General features: G+C 35.3%; 12 protein-coding genes and 1 tRNA gene. 12 read left to right on the top strand and 1 reads right to left on the bottom strand.

Annotated elements, in window-relative coordinates:
- The first annotated feature begins 12 nt into the window (after positions 1-12).
- From ABD816_RS01685 to ABD816_RS01635, 11 genes are all read left to right on the top strand, one after another.
- Positions 13-85 (top strand) — tRNA-Trp (locus tag ABD816_RS01685).
- A gap of 98 nt (positions 86-183) precedes the next feature.
- Positions 184-396 (top strand): preprotein translocase subunit SecE, encoded by a 213-nt coding sequence (gene secE / locus ABD816_RS01680; protein WP_344924152.1) that lies wholly within the window; start codon positions 184-186, stop codon positions 394-396.
- Entirely contained in the window at positions 396-950 is a 555-nt protein-coding gene (nusG, locus tag ABD816_RS01675; RefSeq protein ID WP_344924150.1) for a transcription termination/antitermination protein NusG, read from the top strand. The genes secE and nusG overlap by 1 nt, the downstream gene beginning before the upstream one ends.
- 76 nt (positions 951-1026) lie before the next feature.
- On the top strand, positions 1027-1464 hold the full coding sequence (rplK, locus tag ABD816_RS01670) for a 50S ribosomal protein L11 (protein ID WP_344924149.1): 438 nt from the start codon (positions 1027-1029) through the stop codon (positions 1462-1464).
- Between the two features lie 18 nt (positions 1465-1482).
- Complete coding sequence (gene rplA, locus ABD816_RS01665) at positions 1483-2178, top strand: 50S ribosomal protein L1 (protein ID WP_344924147.1); 696 nt, start codon at positions 1483-1485, stop codon at positions 2176-2178.
- A gap of 15 nt (positions 2179-2193) precedes the next feature.
- Entirely contained in the window at positions 2194-2715 is a 522-nt protein-coding gene (gene rplJ / locus ABD816_RS01660; protein WP_344924145.1) for a 50S ribosomal protein L10, read from the top strand.
- 67 nt (positions 2716-2782) lie between these two features.
- Positions 2783-3160: a 50S ribosomal protein L7/L12 gene (rplL, locus tag ABD816_RS01655; RefSeq protein ID WP_344924143.1), complete on the top strand. Its 378-nt coding sequence runs from the start codon at positions 2783-2785 to the stop codon at positions 3158-3160.
- A gap of 138 nt (positions 3161-3298) precedes the next feature.
- Entirely contained in the window at positions 3299-7108 is a 3810-nt protein-coding gene (rpoB, locus tag ABD816_RS01650; protein ID WP_344924141.1) for a DNA-directed RNA polymerase subunit beta, read from the top strand.
- 103 nt (positions 7109-7211) lie between these two features.
- Positions 7212-11513: a DNA-directed RNA polymerase subunit beta' gene (rpoC, locus tag ABD816_RS01645; RefSeq protein ID WP_344924139.1), complete on the top strand. Its 4302-nt coding sequence runs from the start codon at positions 7212-7214 to the stop codon at positions 11511-11513.
- Between the two features lie 70 nt (positions 11514-11583).
- Complete coding sequence (locus ABD816_RS01640) at positions 11584-11898, top strand: DUF3467 domain-containing protein (RefSeq protein ID WP_344924138.1); 315 nt, start codon at positions 11584-11586, stop codon at positions 11896-11898.
- A 123-nt stretch (positions 11899-12021) separates the two neighbouring features.
- A complete protein-coding gene (locus ABD816_RS01635) occupies positions 12022-12342 on the top strand; it encodes an Mpo1-like protein (RefSeq protein ID WP_344924137.1) in 321 nt (106 codons plus the stop codon).
- Positions 12343-12533: 191 nt separating this feature from the next.
- On the opposite strand, the gene ABD816_RS01630 is transcribed toward ABD816_RS01635, so the two are convergent.
- Complete coding sequence (locus tag ABD816_RS01630; protein ID WP_344924136.1) at positions 12534-14120, bottom strand: peptide chain release factor 3; 1587 nt, start codon at positions 14118-14120, stop codon at positions 12534-12536.
- A gap of 351 nt (positions 14121-14471) precedes the next feature.
- Here ABD816_RS01630 and ABD816_RS01625 point away from each other — a divergent pair.
- A partial coding sequence (locus ABD816_RS01625) for a beta strand repeat-containing protein (protein ID WP_425549101.1) occupies positions 14472-18823 on the top strand: 4352 nt, incomplete at its 3' end.

The following is an 18823-nucleotide window of genomic DNA, read 5'->3' as shown; positions in this document are numbered from 1 at the left end:
TCCCTTATGTATACGGGTTTAGCTCAGTTGGTAGAGCACTGGTCTCCAAAACCAGGTGTCGGGAGTTCGAGTCTCTCAACCCGTGCTTTGAATTTGATATCTTTGTAAGTTTTTATGAAGTTTATATGATAATTGTATAACAAAAAGTAAAGTTGTATTTTTTGTTAAAAATAGAATAATAGGATGGCAGGATTAGTAAACTATATATCGGAATCATTTAACGAGTTAAAGAATCACGTTACTTGGACACCATGGGCAGAAGCGCAAAGGTTGACATTAGTAGTGATCCTTTTTTCTGTAATTTTTGCCTTGGCTATCTGGGGGATCGATACCGTATTTAGTAATGCAATAGAGTATTATTTCTCATTAGTTAAACCAGAACAAGTACAAGTATAATGGCTGAAATTGGTAACACAAAGAAATGGTACGTTGTACGTGCAGTAAGCGGACAAGAAAACAAAATTAAAGATTATATTGAGCGTGAAATTGCGCATAATGGATTAGAAGATTATGTTTCTCAGATATTAGTTCCTACAGAAAAGGTTATTCAAATACGTAACGGGAAAAAAATAAACAAAGAGAGAGTTTATTTTCCTGGTTATGTTATGATTGAAGCAAATCTTTCGGGTGAAATTCCTCATATTATTAAATCTATTAACGGAGTTATTGGTTTTTTAGGTGAGGTAAAAGGAGGAGATCCGGTTCCTTTAAGAAAAGCAGAAATTAATAGAATGCTTGGTAAGGTTGATGAGTTAGCAGTTAAAACTGATAATATCGCAATACCGTTTACAGTAGGAGAAACGATTAAAGTGATTGATGGTCCTTTTAATGGATTTAACGGTACTGTAGAAAAAGTAAATGAAGAAAAGCGTAAACTTGAAGTGATGGTGAAAATTTTCGGAAGAAAAACACCATTAGAGTTAAGTTATATGCAGGTAGAAAAAGTATAATAATTGTTACATTATATCCAGAATAGCTCTTAGGGCTTCCACTTAATAGAGCTTTTCTAAATTAAAATTATAGATAATGGCTAAAGAAATAAGTAAGGTTGTAAAACTTCAAGTACGTGGAGGAGCGGCAAATCCGTCTCCGCCAGTTGGACCTGCTTTAGGTGCTGCCGGAGTAAATATCATGGAATTTTGTAAGCAATTCAATGGTAGAACACAGGATAAGGCTGGTAAAGTATTACCAGTTGTAATCAATGTGTACAAAGACAAATCTTTTGATTTTGTTATTAAAACTCCTCCAGCAGCAGTACAAATACTGGAAGCAGCGAAACAGAAAAAAGGTTCTGGAGAGCCTAACCGTAAAAAAGTAGCAAGTGTTACTTGGGATCAAGTTCGTGCAATTGCAGAAGATAAGATGGCAGATTTAAATGCTTTCAAGGTAGAGTCTGCTATGAAAATGATTGCCGGAACAGCTCGTTCAATGGGTGTAACTGTAAAAGGACAAGCTCCTTTTTAATCCAAAAACATTTACAAAATGGCAAAAGTAACAAAAAAGCAAAAAGAATCCAGAGCAAAGGTGGAAAGTAAAAAGGAGTATTCCTTGAAAGAAGCTTCTGCACTGATTAAGGATATTACCAGTACTAATTTTGATGCATCTGTAGATATCGCAGTTCGTCTTAATGTAGATCCTCGTAAAGCAAATCAAATGGTACGTGGTGTTGTAACATTACCTCACGGAACTGGTAAAGATGTAAAAGTATTAGCATTAGTAACTCCGGATAAAGAGGCAGAAGCTACAGAAGCTGGTGCCGATTATGTAGGTTTAGATGAGTATCTGGATAAAATCAAAGGAGGTTGGACTGATGTTGATGTAATTATCACTATGCCTAGTGTAATGGGTAAATTAGGTCCGTTGGGTAGAGTTTTAGGTCCTCGTGGTCTAATGCCTAACCCAAAGACAGGCACTGTAACTATGGATGTAGCAAAGGCTGTTTCAGATGTAAAAGCTGGTAAGATTGATTTTAAAGTTGATAAAACAGGAATCATTCACGCAGCTATCGGAAAATCATCGTTTGATGCTGATAAAATAGAAGGTAACGCTAATGAATTATTAACAACATTAGTGAAGTTAAAGCCACAAACGGCTAAAGGTGTGTACATAAAATCTATATTTATGTCCTCTACAATGAGCCCAAGTGTTCAGATAGATGCTAAAAACTTTGCTGGGTAATTAAGATAGACAATCATGACAAGAGAAGAAAAATCACTAGTAATTGATGACTTAACTGCTCAGTTGGCTGAAAATACAAATATCTATTTGACAGATATTTCAGGTCTGGATGCAGGTACAACATCAAATTTACGTAGAGCTTGTTTTAAAGCTAATGTATCATTAAAAGTAATCAAAAATACATTGCTTGCTAAAGCAATGGAAAATTCTGATAAGGACTTTGGAGAATTACCAACTATTTTAAAAGGTAATACCTCCATTATGTTTTCTGAAACTGGTAATGCACCGGCAAAGGTGATAAAAGAATTTCGTAAAAAATCGGAAAAACCTGTATTAAAAGGTGCTTTTATTGCTGAAGCAATTTATTTAGGTGATGATAACTTAGAGGCTTTAGTTGATATTAAATCTAAAGAAGAAGTTATTGGAGAAATTATTGGCTTATTACAATCGCCTGCTAAGAATGTTATTTCAGCATTGAAATCAGGAGGAGGAACTATTGCAGGTATTATCAAAACATTATCCGAAAAAGAAGGATAATATAAATGTGTACGCACTTTTTAACAAATATATTTCAATTAAAAATTATTATTTAAAACGATAGAAAATGGCAGATTTAAAAGAATTCGCAGAACAATTAGTTAACTTAACAGTAAAAGAAGTTAATGAATTAGCAGTTATATTAAAGGATGAATATGGTATTGAGCCTGCTGCTGCAGCAGTAGCTGTTGCAGCTGCTGGTGGTGCTGGTGGAGGTGATGCTGAAGCTGAAAAATCAGAATTTGATGTAATACTTAAGGCTCCAGGTGGTGCTAAGTTAGCAGTTGTTAAATTAGTAAAAGAATTAACTGGTCTTGGTCTTAAAGATGCTAAAGGATTAGTAGATGAAGCTCCTAGTGTAATTAAAGAAGGAGTAGCAAAAGATGAAGCAGAAGCTCTAAAATCTCAATTAGAAGAGGCAGGAGCTGAGGTTGAGCTTAAGTAAGCTTACCATAGATTGACATAAAGGTTTAGACCTATTGCGCAAAAAAGTGTAATAAGGTCTAAACCATTTTGCGTATATAAATATCAAGTATTAAAATACGCAAGTTTTTTTTAAATTTTAATTTAATTCCGTCCATTGATGTTAGCAACGCAAACTGAAAGATTGAATTTCTCTTCTGTAAAGAACAGACCTGATTATCCTGATTTTTTAGATATTCAGATCAAATCATTTCAGGATTTTTTTCAATTAGAAACTAAATCTGAAGAAAGAGGAAACGAGGGTCTTTATAATACCTTCTTGGAAAATTTTCCGATTACGGATACACGTAATCAATTTGTACTAGAATTTTTAGATTATTTCGTTGATCCTCCAAGGTATGATTTACAGGAGTGTATAGAGAGAGGTCTTACTTATAGTGTGCCTCTAAAAGCACGTTTAAAACTTTTCTGTACGGATCCTGAGCATGAGGATTTTGAGACAATCGTTCAGGATGTTTATTTAGGTACTATACCATATATGACCCCTAGTGGTACATTCTGTATTAACGGAGCAGAACGTGTGGTAGTATCTCAATTACACCGTTCACCAGGTGTGTTTTTTGGTCAATCATTTCACGCAAATGGAACCAAGCTGTATTCTGCCAGAGTAATTCCTTTTAAGGGATCATGGATAGAATTCGCAACAGATATCAATAGCGTTATGTACGCATATATTGATAGAAAGAAAAAATTACCCGTTACTACGCTATTTAGAGCGATTGGTTTCGAAAGAGATAAAGATATTCTTGAAATTTTTGACCTTGCTGAAGAGGTTAAAGTTTCTAAGTCTGGTTTAAAGAAAGTTTTAGGACGAAAATTGGCAGCACGTGTATTAAATACATGGCATGAGGATTTTGTAGATGAAGATACTGGAGAAGTTGTATCAATAGAGCGTAATGAAATTGTTTTAGACCGTGATACTGTATTAGATAAAGATCATCTGGAAGAGATTATAGAATCTGGAGCAAAAACTATTTTGCTACATAAAGAGGATAACCAGAAAGGTGATTACGCAATCATCCATAATACCCTGCAAAAAGATCCAACAAATTCTGAAAAAGAGGCAGTTGAACATATCTATCGTCAATTACGTAATGCAGAACCGCCTGATGAAGAAACTGCAAGAGGTATTATTGATAAATTATTCTTTTCTGATCAACGTTACAATTTAGGTGAAGTTGGTCGTTACAGAATGAATAAAAAGTTAGGTCTTGATATTGCTATGGATAAGCAGGTGCTTACCAAAGAAGATATCATTACTATTATTAAATATTTAATTGAGTTAATCAATTCTAAAGCTGAAATTGATGATATTGATCACCTTTCTAATCGTCGTGTTAGAACTGTAGGTGAGCAATTATCTCAGCAATTTGGAGTTGGACTTGCTCGTATGGCTCGTACGATTCGTGAGCGTATGAATGTTAGGGACAATGAAGTTTTTACGCCAATAGATTTGATTAATGCTAAAACATTATCTTCTGTAATTAATTCATTTTTCGGAACTAATCAGCTTTCTCAATTCATGGATCAAACCAATCCATTAGCAGAGATTACTCACAAGCGTAGATTGTCAGCTTTAGGACCTGGAGGTCTGTCAAGAGAACGAGCTGGTTTTGAGGTGCGAGATGTACATTACACGCATTACGGACGTTTATGTCCTATTGAAACACCTGAAGGACCTAATATTGGTTTGATTTCTTCTTTGGCAGTTTTTGCTAAGGTGAATTCTATGGGATTCTTAGAGACTCCTTATCGTAAAGTAGAAGAAGGAAAAGTAGATTTAGCCGAGTACACTTATTTAAGCGCAGAAGAAGAGGAAGAGAAATTGATCATGCAAGCGAATATACCTTTAACTGATGATGGAAGCATCAAGAGTGATAAGGTTATTGCCCGTATGGAAGGTGATTTCCCGGTAATCGAACCTACTACTGTTAATTATGCAGATGTTGCTCCTAATCAGATTGCTTCTATCTCCGCATCTTTAATTCCCTTTTTGGAACATGATGATGCCAACCGTGCATTGATGGGGTCCAATATGATGCGTCAAGCTGTACCATTATTAAGAGTGGATGCTCCAATTGTAGGTACTGGATTAGAACGTCAGGTAGCTTCAGATTCTCGTGTATTGATTAATGCAGAAGGAGCAGGTGTGGTAGAGTACGTGGATGCACAAAAAATTAGTATCAAATACGATAGAACTGAAGAGCAGAGAATGGTAAGTTTTGAAAGCGATTCCAAAACTTATAATTTAATAAAATTCCGTAAAACTAACCAAGGTACATCGATTAATCTAAAACCAATCGTGAGAGTGGGAGATAGAGTATCTAAAGGTCAGGTTTTATGTCAGGGATATGCAACAGAAAATGGAGAACTTGCTTTAGGAAGAAATATGAAAGTAGCCTTTATGCCTTGGAAAGGGTATAATTTTGAGGATGCAATCGTAATTTCTGAGAAAGTAGTACGTGAAGATATTTTTACATCTATACATATTGATGAATATTCATTAGAGGTTAGAGATACTAAGTTAGGTAATGAAGAATTGACTAATGATATTCCTAATGTTTCTGAAGAAGCCACAAAAGATCTTGACGAACACGGAATGATTCGTATTGGTGCTGAGATAAAGCCAGGAGATATTTTAATTGGTAAAATTACACCAAAAGGAGAAAGTGATCCTACTCCAGAAGAAAAGCTGTTAAGAGCGATCTTTGGGGATAAGGCTGGAGATGTTAAAGATGCTTCTTTAAAAGCCTCTCCATCATTACATGGTGTGGTTATTGATAAAAAATTATTTGCACGTGCTGTAAAAGATAAGCGCAAACGTTCTCAGGATAAAGAGGATATTGCTATCTTAGAAAAAGCATATGATGCAAAATTCGAATTGCTGAAAACAGAATTAATTGATAAGCTATTCGTTATTGTAGGAGGTAAAACTTCTCAGGGAGTTATTAATGATCTTGGTGAAGAAGTATTGCCAAAAGGCAAGAAGTTTACTCAGAAAATGCTTAATAGTGTTGATGATTATGCACACCTTACTAAAGGAACGTGGACTACTGATGATGCATTAAATGCTATGGTAGCAGATCTTGTACATAATTATAAGATCAAAGAAAATGACCTGCAAGGAAACCTGCGTAGAGAGAAATTCACAATCTCTGTTGGGGATGAATTACCATCTGGTATTATAAAATTAGCAAAGGTTTATATTGCTAAAAAGCGTAAGCTTAAAGTAGGAGATAAGATGGCAGGGCGTCACGGTAACAAAGGTATCGTAGCACGTATTGTTAGAGAAGAGGATATGCCATTCTTAGAAGATGGGACACCAGTAGATATTGTGTTGAATCCACTAGGGGTACCGTCTCGTATGAATATCGGACAGATTTATGAAACTGTTTTAGGTTGGGCTGGTCAGAAATTAGGTAGAAAATATGCTACTCCAATTTTTGATGGTGCTTCATTAGAGCAAATCAATGAGTTTACCGATGAGGCTGGAATTCCTAGATTTGGACATACTTACCTTTATGATGGAGGTACTGGAGATCGATTTGATCAAGCGGCTACTGTAGGTGTTATCTATATGCTTAAACTGGGTCATATGGTAGACGATAAAATGCACGCACGTTCTATAGGACCATACTCATTGATTACGCAACAACCATTAGGAGGTAAAGCTCAGTTTGGTGGACAGCGTTTTGGAGAAATGGAAGTATGGGCATTAGAGGCTTATGGAGCTTCTGCAACCTTACGTGAAATATTGACCGTTAAATCTGATGATGTTATAGGAAGAGCTAAAACATACGAAAGTATTGTAAAAGGTGAACCTATGCCAGAACCAGGATTACCAGAATCATTCAATGTATTAATGCATGAATTGAAAGGTCTGGGACTTGATATCAGATTAGAAGAATAATGTAATAGTTCAATACCGCACACTATGAGAAATCTGAGTGTGTGGTAAGAATTAATATACTATTCAAAATTTAATTACAATAATTCTTAAGCAACCATATATTATGGCAAGAAATAATGATAAGAATCCAGTAAAGAGATTTAATAAAATCTCTATAGGTTTAGCATCTCCGGAGTCTGTGTTAGCAGCATCCAGAGGAGAAGTTTTAAAACCTGAAACTATAAATTATCGTACCCACAAACCAGAACGTGATGGTTTGTTCTGTGAACGTATTTTTGGTCCTGTAAAGGATTTTGAATGTGCTTGTGGAAAATATAAAAGAATACGTTACAAAGGCATCGTTTGTGATCGCTGTGGTGTTGAAGTGACAGAAAAGAAAGTTCGTAGAGATCGTGTTGGTCATATTAATTTAGTAGTACCAGTAGCACATATTTGGTACTTTAGATCTTTACCCAATAAAATAGGATACTTATTAGGATTACCATCTAAGAAATTAGATATGATTATCTATTATGAAAGATATGTAGTAATCCAACCAGGTATCGCTAAGAATGAAGAAGGAGAAGCTGTTCAAAAAATGGATTTCCTTACAGAAGAAGAGTATCTGAATATTCTAGATAGTCTTCCGCAGGAAAATTTATATTTGGATGATACAGATCCTAACAAGTTCATCGCAAAGATGGGTGCTGAATGTTTGATCGAAATCTTAAAAAGAATTGATCTTGACGGGTTATCATACGAACTAAGACATAAAGCTAACAACGAAACATCAAAACAACGTAAAACAGAGGCTCTAAAGAGATTACAGGTTGTTGAAGCATTAAGAGATGCTAATAAAAACAGAGAGAATCGTCCAGAATGGATGATTCTTAAAGTGGTGCCTGTTATTCCACCAGAATTACGTCCTTTAGTACCATTGGATGGTGGACGTTTTGCTACTTCAGATTTAAACGATTTGTATCGTCGTGTAATTATCCGAAACAATCGTTTAAAGCGTTTGATGGAGATCAAAGCACCAGAAGTAATTTTACGGAATGAAAAGCGTATGTTACAGGAATCTGTAGATTCATTGTTTGATAACACACGTAAAGCTTCTGCAGTAAAAACAGATTCTAACAGACCTTTGAAATCCTTATCGGATTCGTTAAAAGGTAAACAAGGACGTTTTCGTCAGAACTTACTTGGTAAACGTGTGGATTATTCTGCTCGTTCTGTAATTGTAGTTGGGCCAGAATTAAAATTATTTGAATGTGGTCTGCCTAAAAATATGGCAGCAGAATTATACAAACCGTTTGTGATTAGAAAACTGATCGAGCGTGGAATTGTAAAAACTGTAAAATCAGCTAAGAAAATAATAGATAGAAAAGAGCCTGTTGTATGGGATATTTTGGAAAATGTTCTAAAAGGACATCCAGTACTGCTTAATCGTGCTCCTACGCTTCACCGTCTGGGTATTCAAGCTTTTCAGCCAAAATTAATAGAAGGTAAAGCAATTCAATTACACCCATTGGTTTGTACAGCATTTAATGCCGATTTTGATGGAGATCAAATGGCAGTGCACTTACCTTTAGGTCCTGAAGCAATACTAGAATCTCAGTTATTGATGCTTGCATCGCATAACATCTTGAATCCTGCAAATGGTTCTCCTGTTACTGTACCATCACAGGATATGGTATTAGGTCTTTATTATATGACTAAGTCAAGAAGATCTACAGCAGAATTAATTATAAAAGGTGAAGATTTAACTTTCTATTCTCCAGAAGAAGTAATTATTGCTTATAACGAGAAAAGATTGGATATCAACGCTAATATAAAAGTGAGAACGAAGGATATCAATGAAGAAGGAGAATTAGTAACTAAAATAATAGAAACTACTACAGGTAGGGTATTATTTAATGAGAAAGTTCCTGAGAAAGCAGGGTATATTAATGAAGTATTAACTAAGAAATCTCTTAGGGATATTATTGGTGATATTTTAAAAGTAACTAGTGTGCCGGAAACAGCAATGTTCTTAGATGAAATCAAGACATTAGGGTACAACTTTGCATTTAGAGGAGGTTTATCTTTTAGTTTAGGTGATATTATTATTCCTGCAGAAAAGCAATCAATGATTGATGATGCAAATACACAGGTAGATACTATTGTTTCTAATTATAATATGGGTCTTATTACCAATAATGAGCGTTATAATCAGGTAATTGATATTTGGACTTCTACGAATGCACAGTTGACAGAATTATCAATGAAGCGTATTAGAGAAGATCAACAAGGTTTTAACTCAGTATATATGATGCTTGATTCTGGTGCAAGGGGATCTAAAGAACAGATTCGTCAATTGACCGGAATGCGTGGATTAATGGCAAAGCCAAAGAAATCTAATTCTGCTGGTGGTGAAATTATTGAAAATCCAATTCTTTCTAACTTTAAGGAAGGTCTTTCGATTCTTGAATACTTTATTTCTACGCACGGTGCACGTAAAGGTCTTGCGGATACAGCTCTTAAGACTGCTGATGCAGGGTACTTGACACGTCGTCTGGTAGATGTGGCTCAGGATGTAATTGTAAATGAAGAAGATTGTGGAACTTTACGAGGAGTAGAAGTTTCAGCGCTTAAAAAGAATGAAGAAGTTATAGAGTCACTTGGAGCAAGGATTGTTGGTAGAACTTCATTAAGTGATGTGATCAACCCTCTAACCCAAGAAGTTCTTGTAGAAGCAGGTGTCGAGATAGATGATGCTACTGCTAAAATTATTCAGAATTCTCCTGTAGAATCTGTAGAAGTTCGTTCTGCATTAACTTGTGAAGCTAAAAAAGGTATCTGTGTTAAATGTTATGGACGTAATCTTGCAACTGGTAAAACGGTACAGCGAGGTGAAGCTGTTGGTGTTGTAGCTGCTCAGTCAATCGGTGAGCCAGGAACGCAGCTTACTTTACGTACGTTCCACGTAGGAGGTATTGCAGGTAACATTTCTGAGGATAATCAGTTAAAAGCTAAGTTCAACGGAAAAGCTGAAATAGAAGAATTAAAAACTGTAGAAGGCGAAGATAATGATGGAAATGTGATTGATGTTGTCATCTCACGTACATCAGAAGTAAAGGTAATTGATCCTAAGACCAAAATAGTTTTAAGTACCAATTTAATTCCTTATGGTTCTCAGTTATTTATAAAGAGTGGTGATACTATAAAGGCGGATCAGGTGATTTGTCAATGGGATCCTTATAATGGTGTAATTATATCAGAGTTTGCTGGTAAAGTTAGATATGAAAATATCGAACAAGGAATTACCTATCAGGTAGAAATTGATGAACAAACTGGTTTCCAGGAAAAAGTTATTTCTGAATCTCGTGATAAGAAAAAAATACCAACATTACAGGTATTAGGAAAAGGAGATGAAGTATTACGTTCATATAACCTTCCTGTAGGAGCACATTTAATGGTCGATGATAGTGATAAGATTAAAGTAGGTAAGATATTAGTGAAAATACCACGTAAATCAGCTAAAGCGGGTGATATTACAGGGGGTCTTCCTAGAGTTACCGAATTATTCGAAGCACGTAATCCTTCTAACCCCGCTGTTGTAAGTGAGGTGGATGGTGTGGTGTCATTTGGTAAGATTAAACGTGGTAATCGTGAAATTATAGTGGAATCTAGAATAGGTGAAATTAAGAAATACTTAGTGAAGCTTTCTAACCAGATTCTAGTACAGGAAAATGATTATGTACGTGCAGGAATGCCATTATCAGACGGTTCTGTTACGCCAGAAGATATTCTTAAGATAAAAGGGCCATCTGCAGTACAACAATACTTAGTAAATGAAGTACAAGAAGTTTATCGACTACAAGGTGTAAAGATTAATGATAAGCATTTTGAAGTTGTAGTAAGACAGATGATGCGTAAAGTAAGAATTGTGGATCCGGGAGATACTATTTTCTTAGAAAATCAACTGATCCATAAATCTGATTTTATTGTAGAGAACGATGCGATCTTCGGTATGAAAGTTATTGAAGATTCTGGAGATAGTGAAAACCTTAAAGAAGGTCAAATTATTACTCCTCGGGATCTTAGAGATGAAAATTCTTTATTGCGTAGAGAAGATAAAAATCTGGTTATTGCAAGAGATGCAACATCTGCAACAGCGACACCGATATTACAAGGTATCACCAGAGCATCGCTACAAACTAAATCATTTATCTCTGCAGCATCATTCCAGGAAACAACAAAAGTACTGAATGAAGCAGCGGTAAGTGGAAAAGTAGATAATCTTGAAGGTCTTAAGGAGAATGTAATTGTAGGACATAGAATCCCTGCAGGAACAGGAATGAGAAACTATGAGAGTATTATTGTTGGTTCTAAAGAAGAATTCGAAGATCGAATGGAGAAGCGACAAGAAGTAAATTATAATTAAATAATTCAGCCTGCATAACAGCAGGCTGTTTTTTTTAGGATAAACTGATATTTACATAAAAATAGGCAACATGTCAAACCAGAAGAATCAAAAGCAAAATCAGATAAATATTGAATTAGATGAATCTATTGCTGATGGGGTTTATAGTAATTTAGCAATTATAAATCATTCAGTTTCAGAGTTTGTAGTAGATTTTGTGAATATTATGCCAGGAAGACCTAAGAGTAAAGTGAAGAGCAGAATAATTTTGACTCCTCAGCATGCAAAGAGATTATTAAAAGCACTTGCTGATAATGTGTCTCGATTTGAATCTGCACATGGAGAAATTAAAGATTACGAACAGCCTTCTATTCCTCTAAATTTTGGTCCTACTGGACAAGCATAATTTTAATGCATATAGAGTAGAAAACCTGTTTGATTTATAATCAGACAGGTTTTTTGCTTACATAATACGCTTGATAATAGTGGTAATTTTGTTATATTGAGTAAGTCTTAAAATAAAAACGTTATGTCTGATCGAATCGAAACATATCAAGAATTTTATAAATTCTATTTAACAGAACATCAAAATAAAACAAGTAGAACATTACATTTTATAGGTACTTTTCTGGTATTTGTAGTTATCGGAATCGCGATTTACTTTAATTGGAGTTGGAAATGGATTTTTGTACCTCTCGTTGGATATGGTTTTGCTTGGGTAGGTCACGCATTTTTCGAAAAAAATAAACCAGCTACTTTTAAATATCCATTTTGGAGTTTGATTTCTGATTTCAAACTGTTTTTTGAAATTCTTTTTGGTAAGCGATCGTTTGATAGTAAAAAAGATTAGTGTCAATTATCATGACCGCTATATTTTCAATTATAGGTTTTGTAATAGTAAAAATAAAATCTATTAAATAATGTTAGTTTACATTGACCTCTTTTCAAATTAGCACTTCTCTATTAGCGCATAAATATGACCTTTTAGGATCTTACATGAACTTAATTAATAAATTATTACACCTCTGGGAATTTATGATCTTAGAATTCTGAGGTTAAATGGAATGTTATTGATGGATATTTTTGTTGCGTCATTTGTAAGCTAAAAGAAGAATCAGCAAAAAAGACTAACTGACCTCTTTTATCTTTAGCCAGGAATTTACTTTTTACACGTTTAAAATCTTTGAACTCATCACTATCTGTATCCGAAGTCTGTATCCAGCATGCTTTATGCACGTTTAAGTTTTCATAAATACATTTAGCACCATATTCATGCTCTAATCTATATTGTATCACTTCATACTGAAGTGCTCCTACGGTGCCAATTACTTTTCTTCCATTAAGTTCTAATGTGAATAATTGAGCAACACCTTCATCCATTAATTGGTCAATACCCTTTGCTAACTGTTTCGATTTCATGGGGTCAGCATTATTAATGTATCTAAAGTGTTCTGGAGAAAAACTCGGAATTCCTTTGTAATTTAATAGTTCTCCAGTTGTTAAAGTGTCTCCAATTTTAAAATTACCAGTATCATGAAGTCCCACAATATCACCTGGATATGATATATCTACAATTTCTTTTTTTTCTGCAAAAAAGGCATTGGGACTAGAGAATTTTAGTTTTTTCTTATGTCGGGTGTGTAAATACGAAACATTTCTCTCAAAAGTTCCTGAAACTATTTTAATAAAGGCTAAACGATCTCGATGTTTTGGATCCATATTAGCATGAATTTTAAAAACAAAACCTGTGAAATCTTTTTCATCAGGTGCTACTATACGAGTATCACTTTCTTTAGGCCGCGGAGTAGGAGCAATGGATATAAAACAATCTAACAGTTCTCTTACTCCAAAATTATTAAGGGCAGATCCAAAAAAAGCTGGTTGCAAAGTTCCACTTTGATATGCTTCTTTATCAAATTTAGGATAGATACCTTGTACTAGTTCCAATTCTTCTCTAAGAGTTTCTGCAGCGGTATCTCCTATCAATTCATCTAATTCTGTTGATGCTAAATCAGAGACCTGAATAGTTTCAACGATGTTTTTTCTGCTATCACCACTAAATAAGTTGATATTATTCTCCCAAAGATTATAGATACCTTTAAAATCATAACCCATGCCAATGGGGAAACTAAGTGGAGTGACCTTTAATCCAAGTTTTTGTTCGATTTCATCTAAGAGTTCAAAAGCATCCTTACCTTCTCTATCAAGTTTATTTATGAATACAATCATCGGAATGTTACGCATTCTACATACAGAAACTAACTTTTCTGTTTGTTCCTCTACACCTTTAGCTACATCAATTACCACGATCACACTATCCACTGCTGTCAGTGTTCTAAAAGTATCTTCAGCAAAATCCTTATGCCCCGGAGTATCAAGGATATTAATTTTGATCCCTTTATATTCAAAAGCTAAAACAGAGGTAGCAACAGAGATTCCTCTTTGACGTTCGATTTCCATGAAATCGCTAGTGGCTCCTTTCTTGATTTTATTAGATTTTACAGCACCAGCTTCCTGAATGGCGCCACCAAAAAGAAGTAACTTTTCGGTCAGTGTAGTTTTTCCTGCATCTGGGTGTGATATAATGCCAAAAGTTCTTCTTCTCTTAATTTCGTCAATAAATTTCATCTTGATATACTAAATAAGGGTGCAAATATAATGCTAAAAAATACAATGAGCTGTATGATAACTATACCTATTAAAATAGGGTTACTTCATTCTTTTCTTGTTTTTTCCTTGTAATATACATTTACTTACTTGTTTTTATGTCTTATATCGAATAAATGAGTTTTGTATCGATTTTGGTTACACTTTCAAAGCAAAAAATTGTTAATAGATAAAAAATCTACCATATTTGTGAATATCTATTTTAATAAAAGGATAGAAACATAGGTGCTAAAAATTAGTTACTTAATATTTTATAAATACTTTTTAGAGCTATTACCCGTAGCCTGAAATAGTATTGTAAACCATCATCGTATGAAGAAAAATACCCAGAACTACAGGTTTTGTAAAGGTTATGTATTCCTAAATTTCATAATTTTACTATTATTTCCATTTTTTTACGGGCAAGCACAGGATTGTGGTCCTATTGTTACTTTATATCAGACGTTTGGAACACCTAATCCAGGCGGTGTAGCCCAGGTAAAGCAGTATAATCAATTTTCACAATCATTTGTGGCAATTGGAAGTCTTGCCGGTGCTCCAAGAACAAGTGCTACCAACTCTGCTTATAATGTAAATACTGGATATATATATAGCGCGCCTGCTAATAATGGAAATACGATTAGGGTATATGATCCTAATGATTTTAGTTTGGTAGGTACAATAAATATGAGCGGTAATACGGGAGGAACAAACAACACTATGTTTGCTAACGGTGATAGGATTGGTTTTATAAAACTAGGTACCAAAATCGTTAGTTTAGACGTGTCAGGAATAACCGATCCAATTCCGTTTAATGTAACCATTCCTGTGGTGGAAGAACCTATTAATACAGGTGGCTCTTTTACATTTCCTAGTAATATTTCTGATTTTTCATTATTTGGAGGCACGGTATACGGAGTAAATGGACTTACCGAAACAGCCCCAGGGTCGGGAATTTACACAACTTTTCTATATGTTGTCGATTTATCAACAGGAGATGCCACTCAACGTTTATTGAATATTGATTATTCTTTGGATAATATTGAACCTGTTAATGAGTTTTTTGGAGCAACCTGGAAAGATTTGGATGGTAATCTCTATGCGTTTAATAATAGTTCAGGCGGTATTTATAGATTAGATGATGCTGAATTAAATACGTCAACTACTCTCAGAAAGATTTTTATAGCAGAACCAACAAACACAAATGATGGTTTTGCTTGTGAATTGGTTCGAGATTTTTTAGATTATGATAGTGATGGAGTTTCGGATGATGTAGATTTGGATAATGATAATGATGGAATCCTTGATGTTAATGAAGGGGATGGATCAGGTTTAGATCCTGATGATATTCAGGGGATTAATGGAGAACCCAATTATAGAAATCCAAGTGTTGCAGGTTTTGTTGATACGAATGGTGATGGGATTAATGATAATTTTGATAGAGATTTGGATTCTATTCCAGATGCTTATGACTTTGACTCGGATAATGATGGTTGCTCTGATGCGAATGAAGCTTATGCTTCATTAACTGCAGACGGAGGAGATGGAGGTTTTTATGGAGCAGACGATCCGATACCTTCTATTGATAATGGTTTAGTAGATGCTAATGGTCTCGTTATTGCTGCGGGAGTAACTGGAAATACTTATGATACTACACCAGCAACCAGCGTTACACCAGCTGGTAATACTACTCAAATAGCAACACAAGTTTTAGTAGACGCTACCGATCTGATTGATCAGACTGTTGTATCTGGAGCAACAACGTTTGCACCTACAGATGCTACTGCATTAAGTACTACTACATATACAACTCCTGGGACACCAGACTATACTGCCAGTCCTACAGATGTAAGTTCGACTATAGTATATCAGTGGCAAAAAAATGGAGTTAATTTATCAAATGAAGGAGTTTATAGTGGGACAGATACATTTATGTTGGGTATTTCGGACGTAACAGGTCTGGATGGAACAATTTATAATTTGATAGTTACACATCCTGATAATGTGTGCGTCATTATTGAAAATGCAGCTACACTCAATGTGGATCATGACAACGATGGTTTTAATGATACAGATGATCTTGATGATGATAACGACGGTATTTTAGATACTGTAGAAAATAATGGTAATGATCCATTTCTAGATGGAGATAATGACGGTATACCTGCATATCTCGATAATGATGACGGAGATGCTAGTGTAGGTGACACTGATAATGCTATACAACCAGGTTTTGATACGGATGGTGATGGTGTTATTGATCAATTAGATCTTGATTCAGACAATGATGGTATTTATGATGTAATTGAAGCAGGAGGTACACCGAGTGCGGCTAATCCCGGTCAAGCTGATGGAGCTGTAGGAACTACTCCTCCTACTAATGGTATTCCGGCATCAGCGGGAACAGGTCTAGTACCTATAGCAACAACAACAGGCACTCCGGATTACTTGAACCTTGATAGTGATGGAGATGGTTGTACTGATGCTGACGAAGCATATAATGACAATGATGCGGATGGAGATGATGGGGGACAATTTGGAACTACGGATCCAGCAACCGTTGACGATAATGGTTTAGTTACTGAGATAGGTATCGATTATTCTTTAGGAACTAATGCTAGTGTAACTGATGCAAACGTTGGTATTTGTCTTCCTATAATAAGCGGGCATTTATACGCTGATACTAATGGAAATGGAATACAGGACAATGGAGAAGTAAATTTATCAGGAGTAACAATTAATATTACAGAATTTGGAGGAGGTACGCAGACTGTTGATACAGATGCAAATGGAAATTGGAGTGCAATAGTTCCTGCTGGTGATACTAATATAGATATTGATAATGCTGATTTGCCAACTGGCAGTACGCAAACTCAGGGCGCACCCGATCCGGATACTATTACAGCGGTCGCAGGGGTAAATACATCGGGAGCGGATGATGGATTCTTATTTCAGGTTCCAGATGAGCTACATGCAACTCCTGAGTGTACCGATACAGTATATAGTTTTATTTGGAACAGTAATGCTCCAGATGGTATTAATGAATTTGAGTATACTCCTGTTGGGGCGCTAACAAATACATTCAATAATATAGGAGGTTCAGGTGTTAATTTGACACATAATTTTACCGGAGATACTGGTACTCTAGGTAATTGGGATTCTGCTCAGTCCGGAATAGCAAATGACATTTCACCAAGTATAGGATCAAATGCTACACGTGGATATAAGGAAGTACTACAAATCTTTACTGATGGATTCACTTCTGCATCAGGTATTACACAAACGATTACTTTTTCTGGAGGAACCACAGTAGTATATTCAGTTGGTTTTGACTTATATAATGTTGATAAATTTGGTAGCAATGGTGATGAATTTACAATTACAGCAATCAATACGCTTGGAAATACAATTTATCCAGATTTTTCAACACCAACCACTCCAAACTACACATTTGATGAAGATACTGGAATAGTTGATGCGACCACAAGGACTAATAGCTTTATCAATGGCCAGTTAGGAATAAATTTTTCAGATATAAATGGAATTAGTAGTATCATTGTTCAATGGAATAATTGTAGTACGTGTACTAATATCAAACATGGATATGGATTTGGAAATTTTGATTTTTGTGTTGTTCTTCCTAATGATAATGACAATGATGGTGTAGCAGATAATGTAGATCCGGATGATGATAATGATGGTATTTTGGATGTTGATGAGAATGATGGAACAGATCCATTTGATGATGCAGATATGGATGGTACTCCAGATTATTTAGATCCAGATTTTGGAGATGACGATAATATGGATGGTATCATAGATGTTTTTGATGTTGATGGAGATGGTGTGATCAATCAATTTGATTTAGATTCAGATAATGATGGTTTACCAGATGTTATAGAGGCAGGTGGTATTGATGCAGATGGTGATGGTGTTTTGGATGGAGGAGATGCAGATGCTGACGGATTGATTGATACCGTTGATAATGTAGATAGTGGTTCTGGTACAGGAGAAGTTACTGATGGTACGCCGTTAACAGTTCCAGATTCAGAAGCTACACCGGATGGTTTACCAGATTATTTAGATATTGACGCAGATGGCGATGGTATTCCAGATAATATAGAAGGACAAACATCAGGAGGTTATATTCCTCCGGGAACATTTACAGATACAGATGGCGATGGACTTAACGATGTGTATGACGGTGATGATGGTACTACTGTTGGTATTGATCCAATTGGAGTTGCTATTGATCCGGAGAATACAGATGGTATAGACACTGCTGATTATTTAGATACAGATAGTGATAATGATGGAGTTTTAGATATCACAGAGAATGGTGATACTGATAATACCCCTTCAGGTAATGATGCAGATGGAGATGGGTTAGATGATGCTTTTGACGATAATGACGATAGTACTGAGGTAGGAGCCACAGTTAATGATGGATTAGGTACGGGAGATGTAGTTACTGATAGTACAACTTTAGAAGATGCTTATGGCGATGCTGACAATGATTTCCCGGGAACAGGAGATGTTGATTACAGGGATATAGAAGATAATGACAATGATGGTGTAGCAGATAATGTAGATCCGGATGATGATAATGATGGTATTTTGGATGTTGATGAGAATGATGGAACAGATCCATTTGATGATGCAGATATGGATGGTACTCCAGATTA

Origin of the sequence: Aquimarina addita, assembly GCF_039539305.1 — a bacterium.
In the GTDB taxonomy this organism is placed as follows: Bacteria; Bacteroidota; Bacteroidia; order Flavobacteriales; family Flavobacteriaceae; genus Aquimarina; species Aquimarina addita.
The sequence above is the reverse complement of the archived record's forward strand: the minus strand, read 5'-3'. Positions and strand labels throughout refer to the sequence as shown.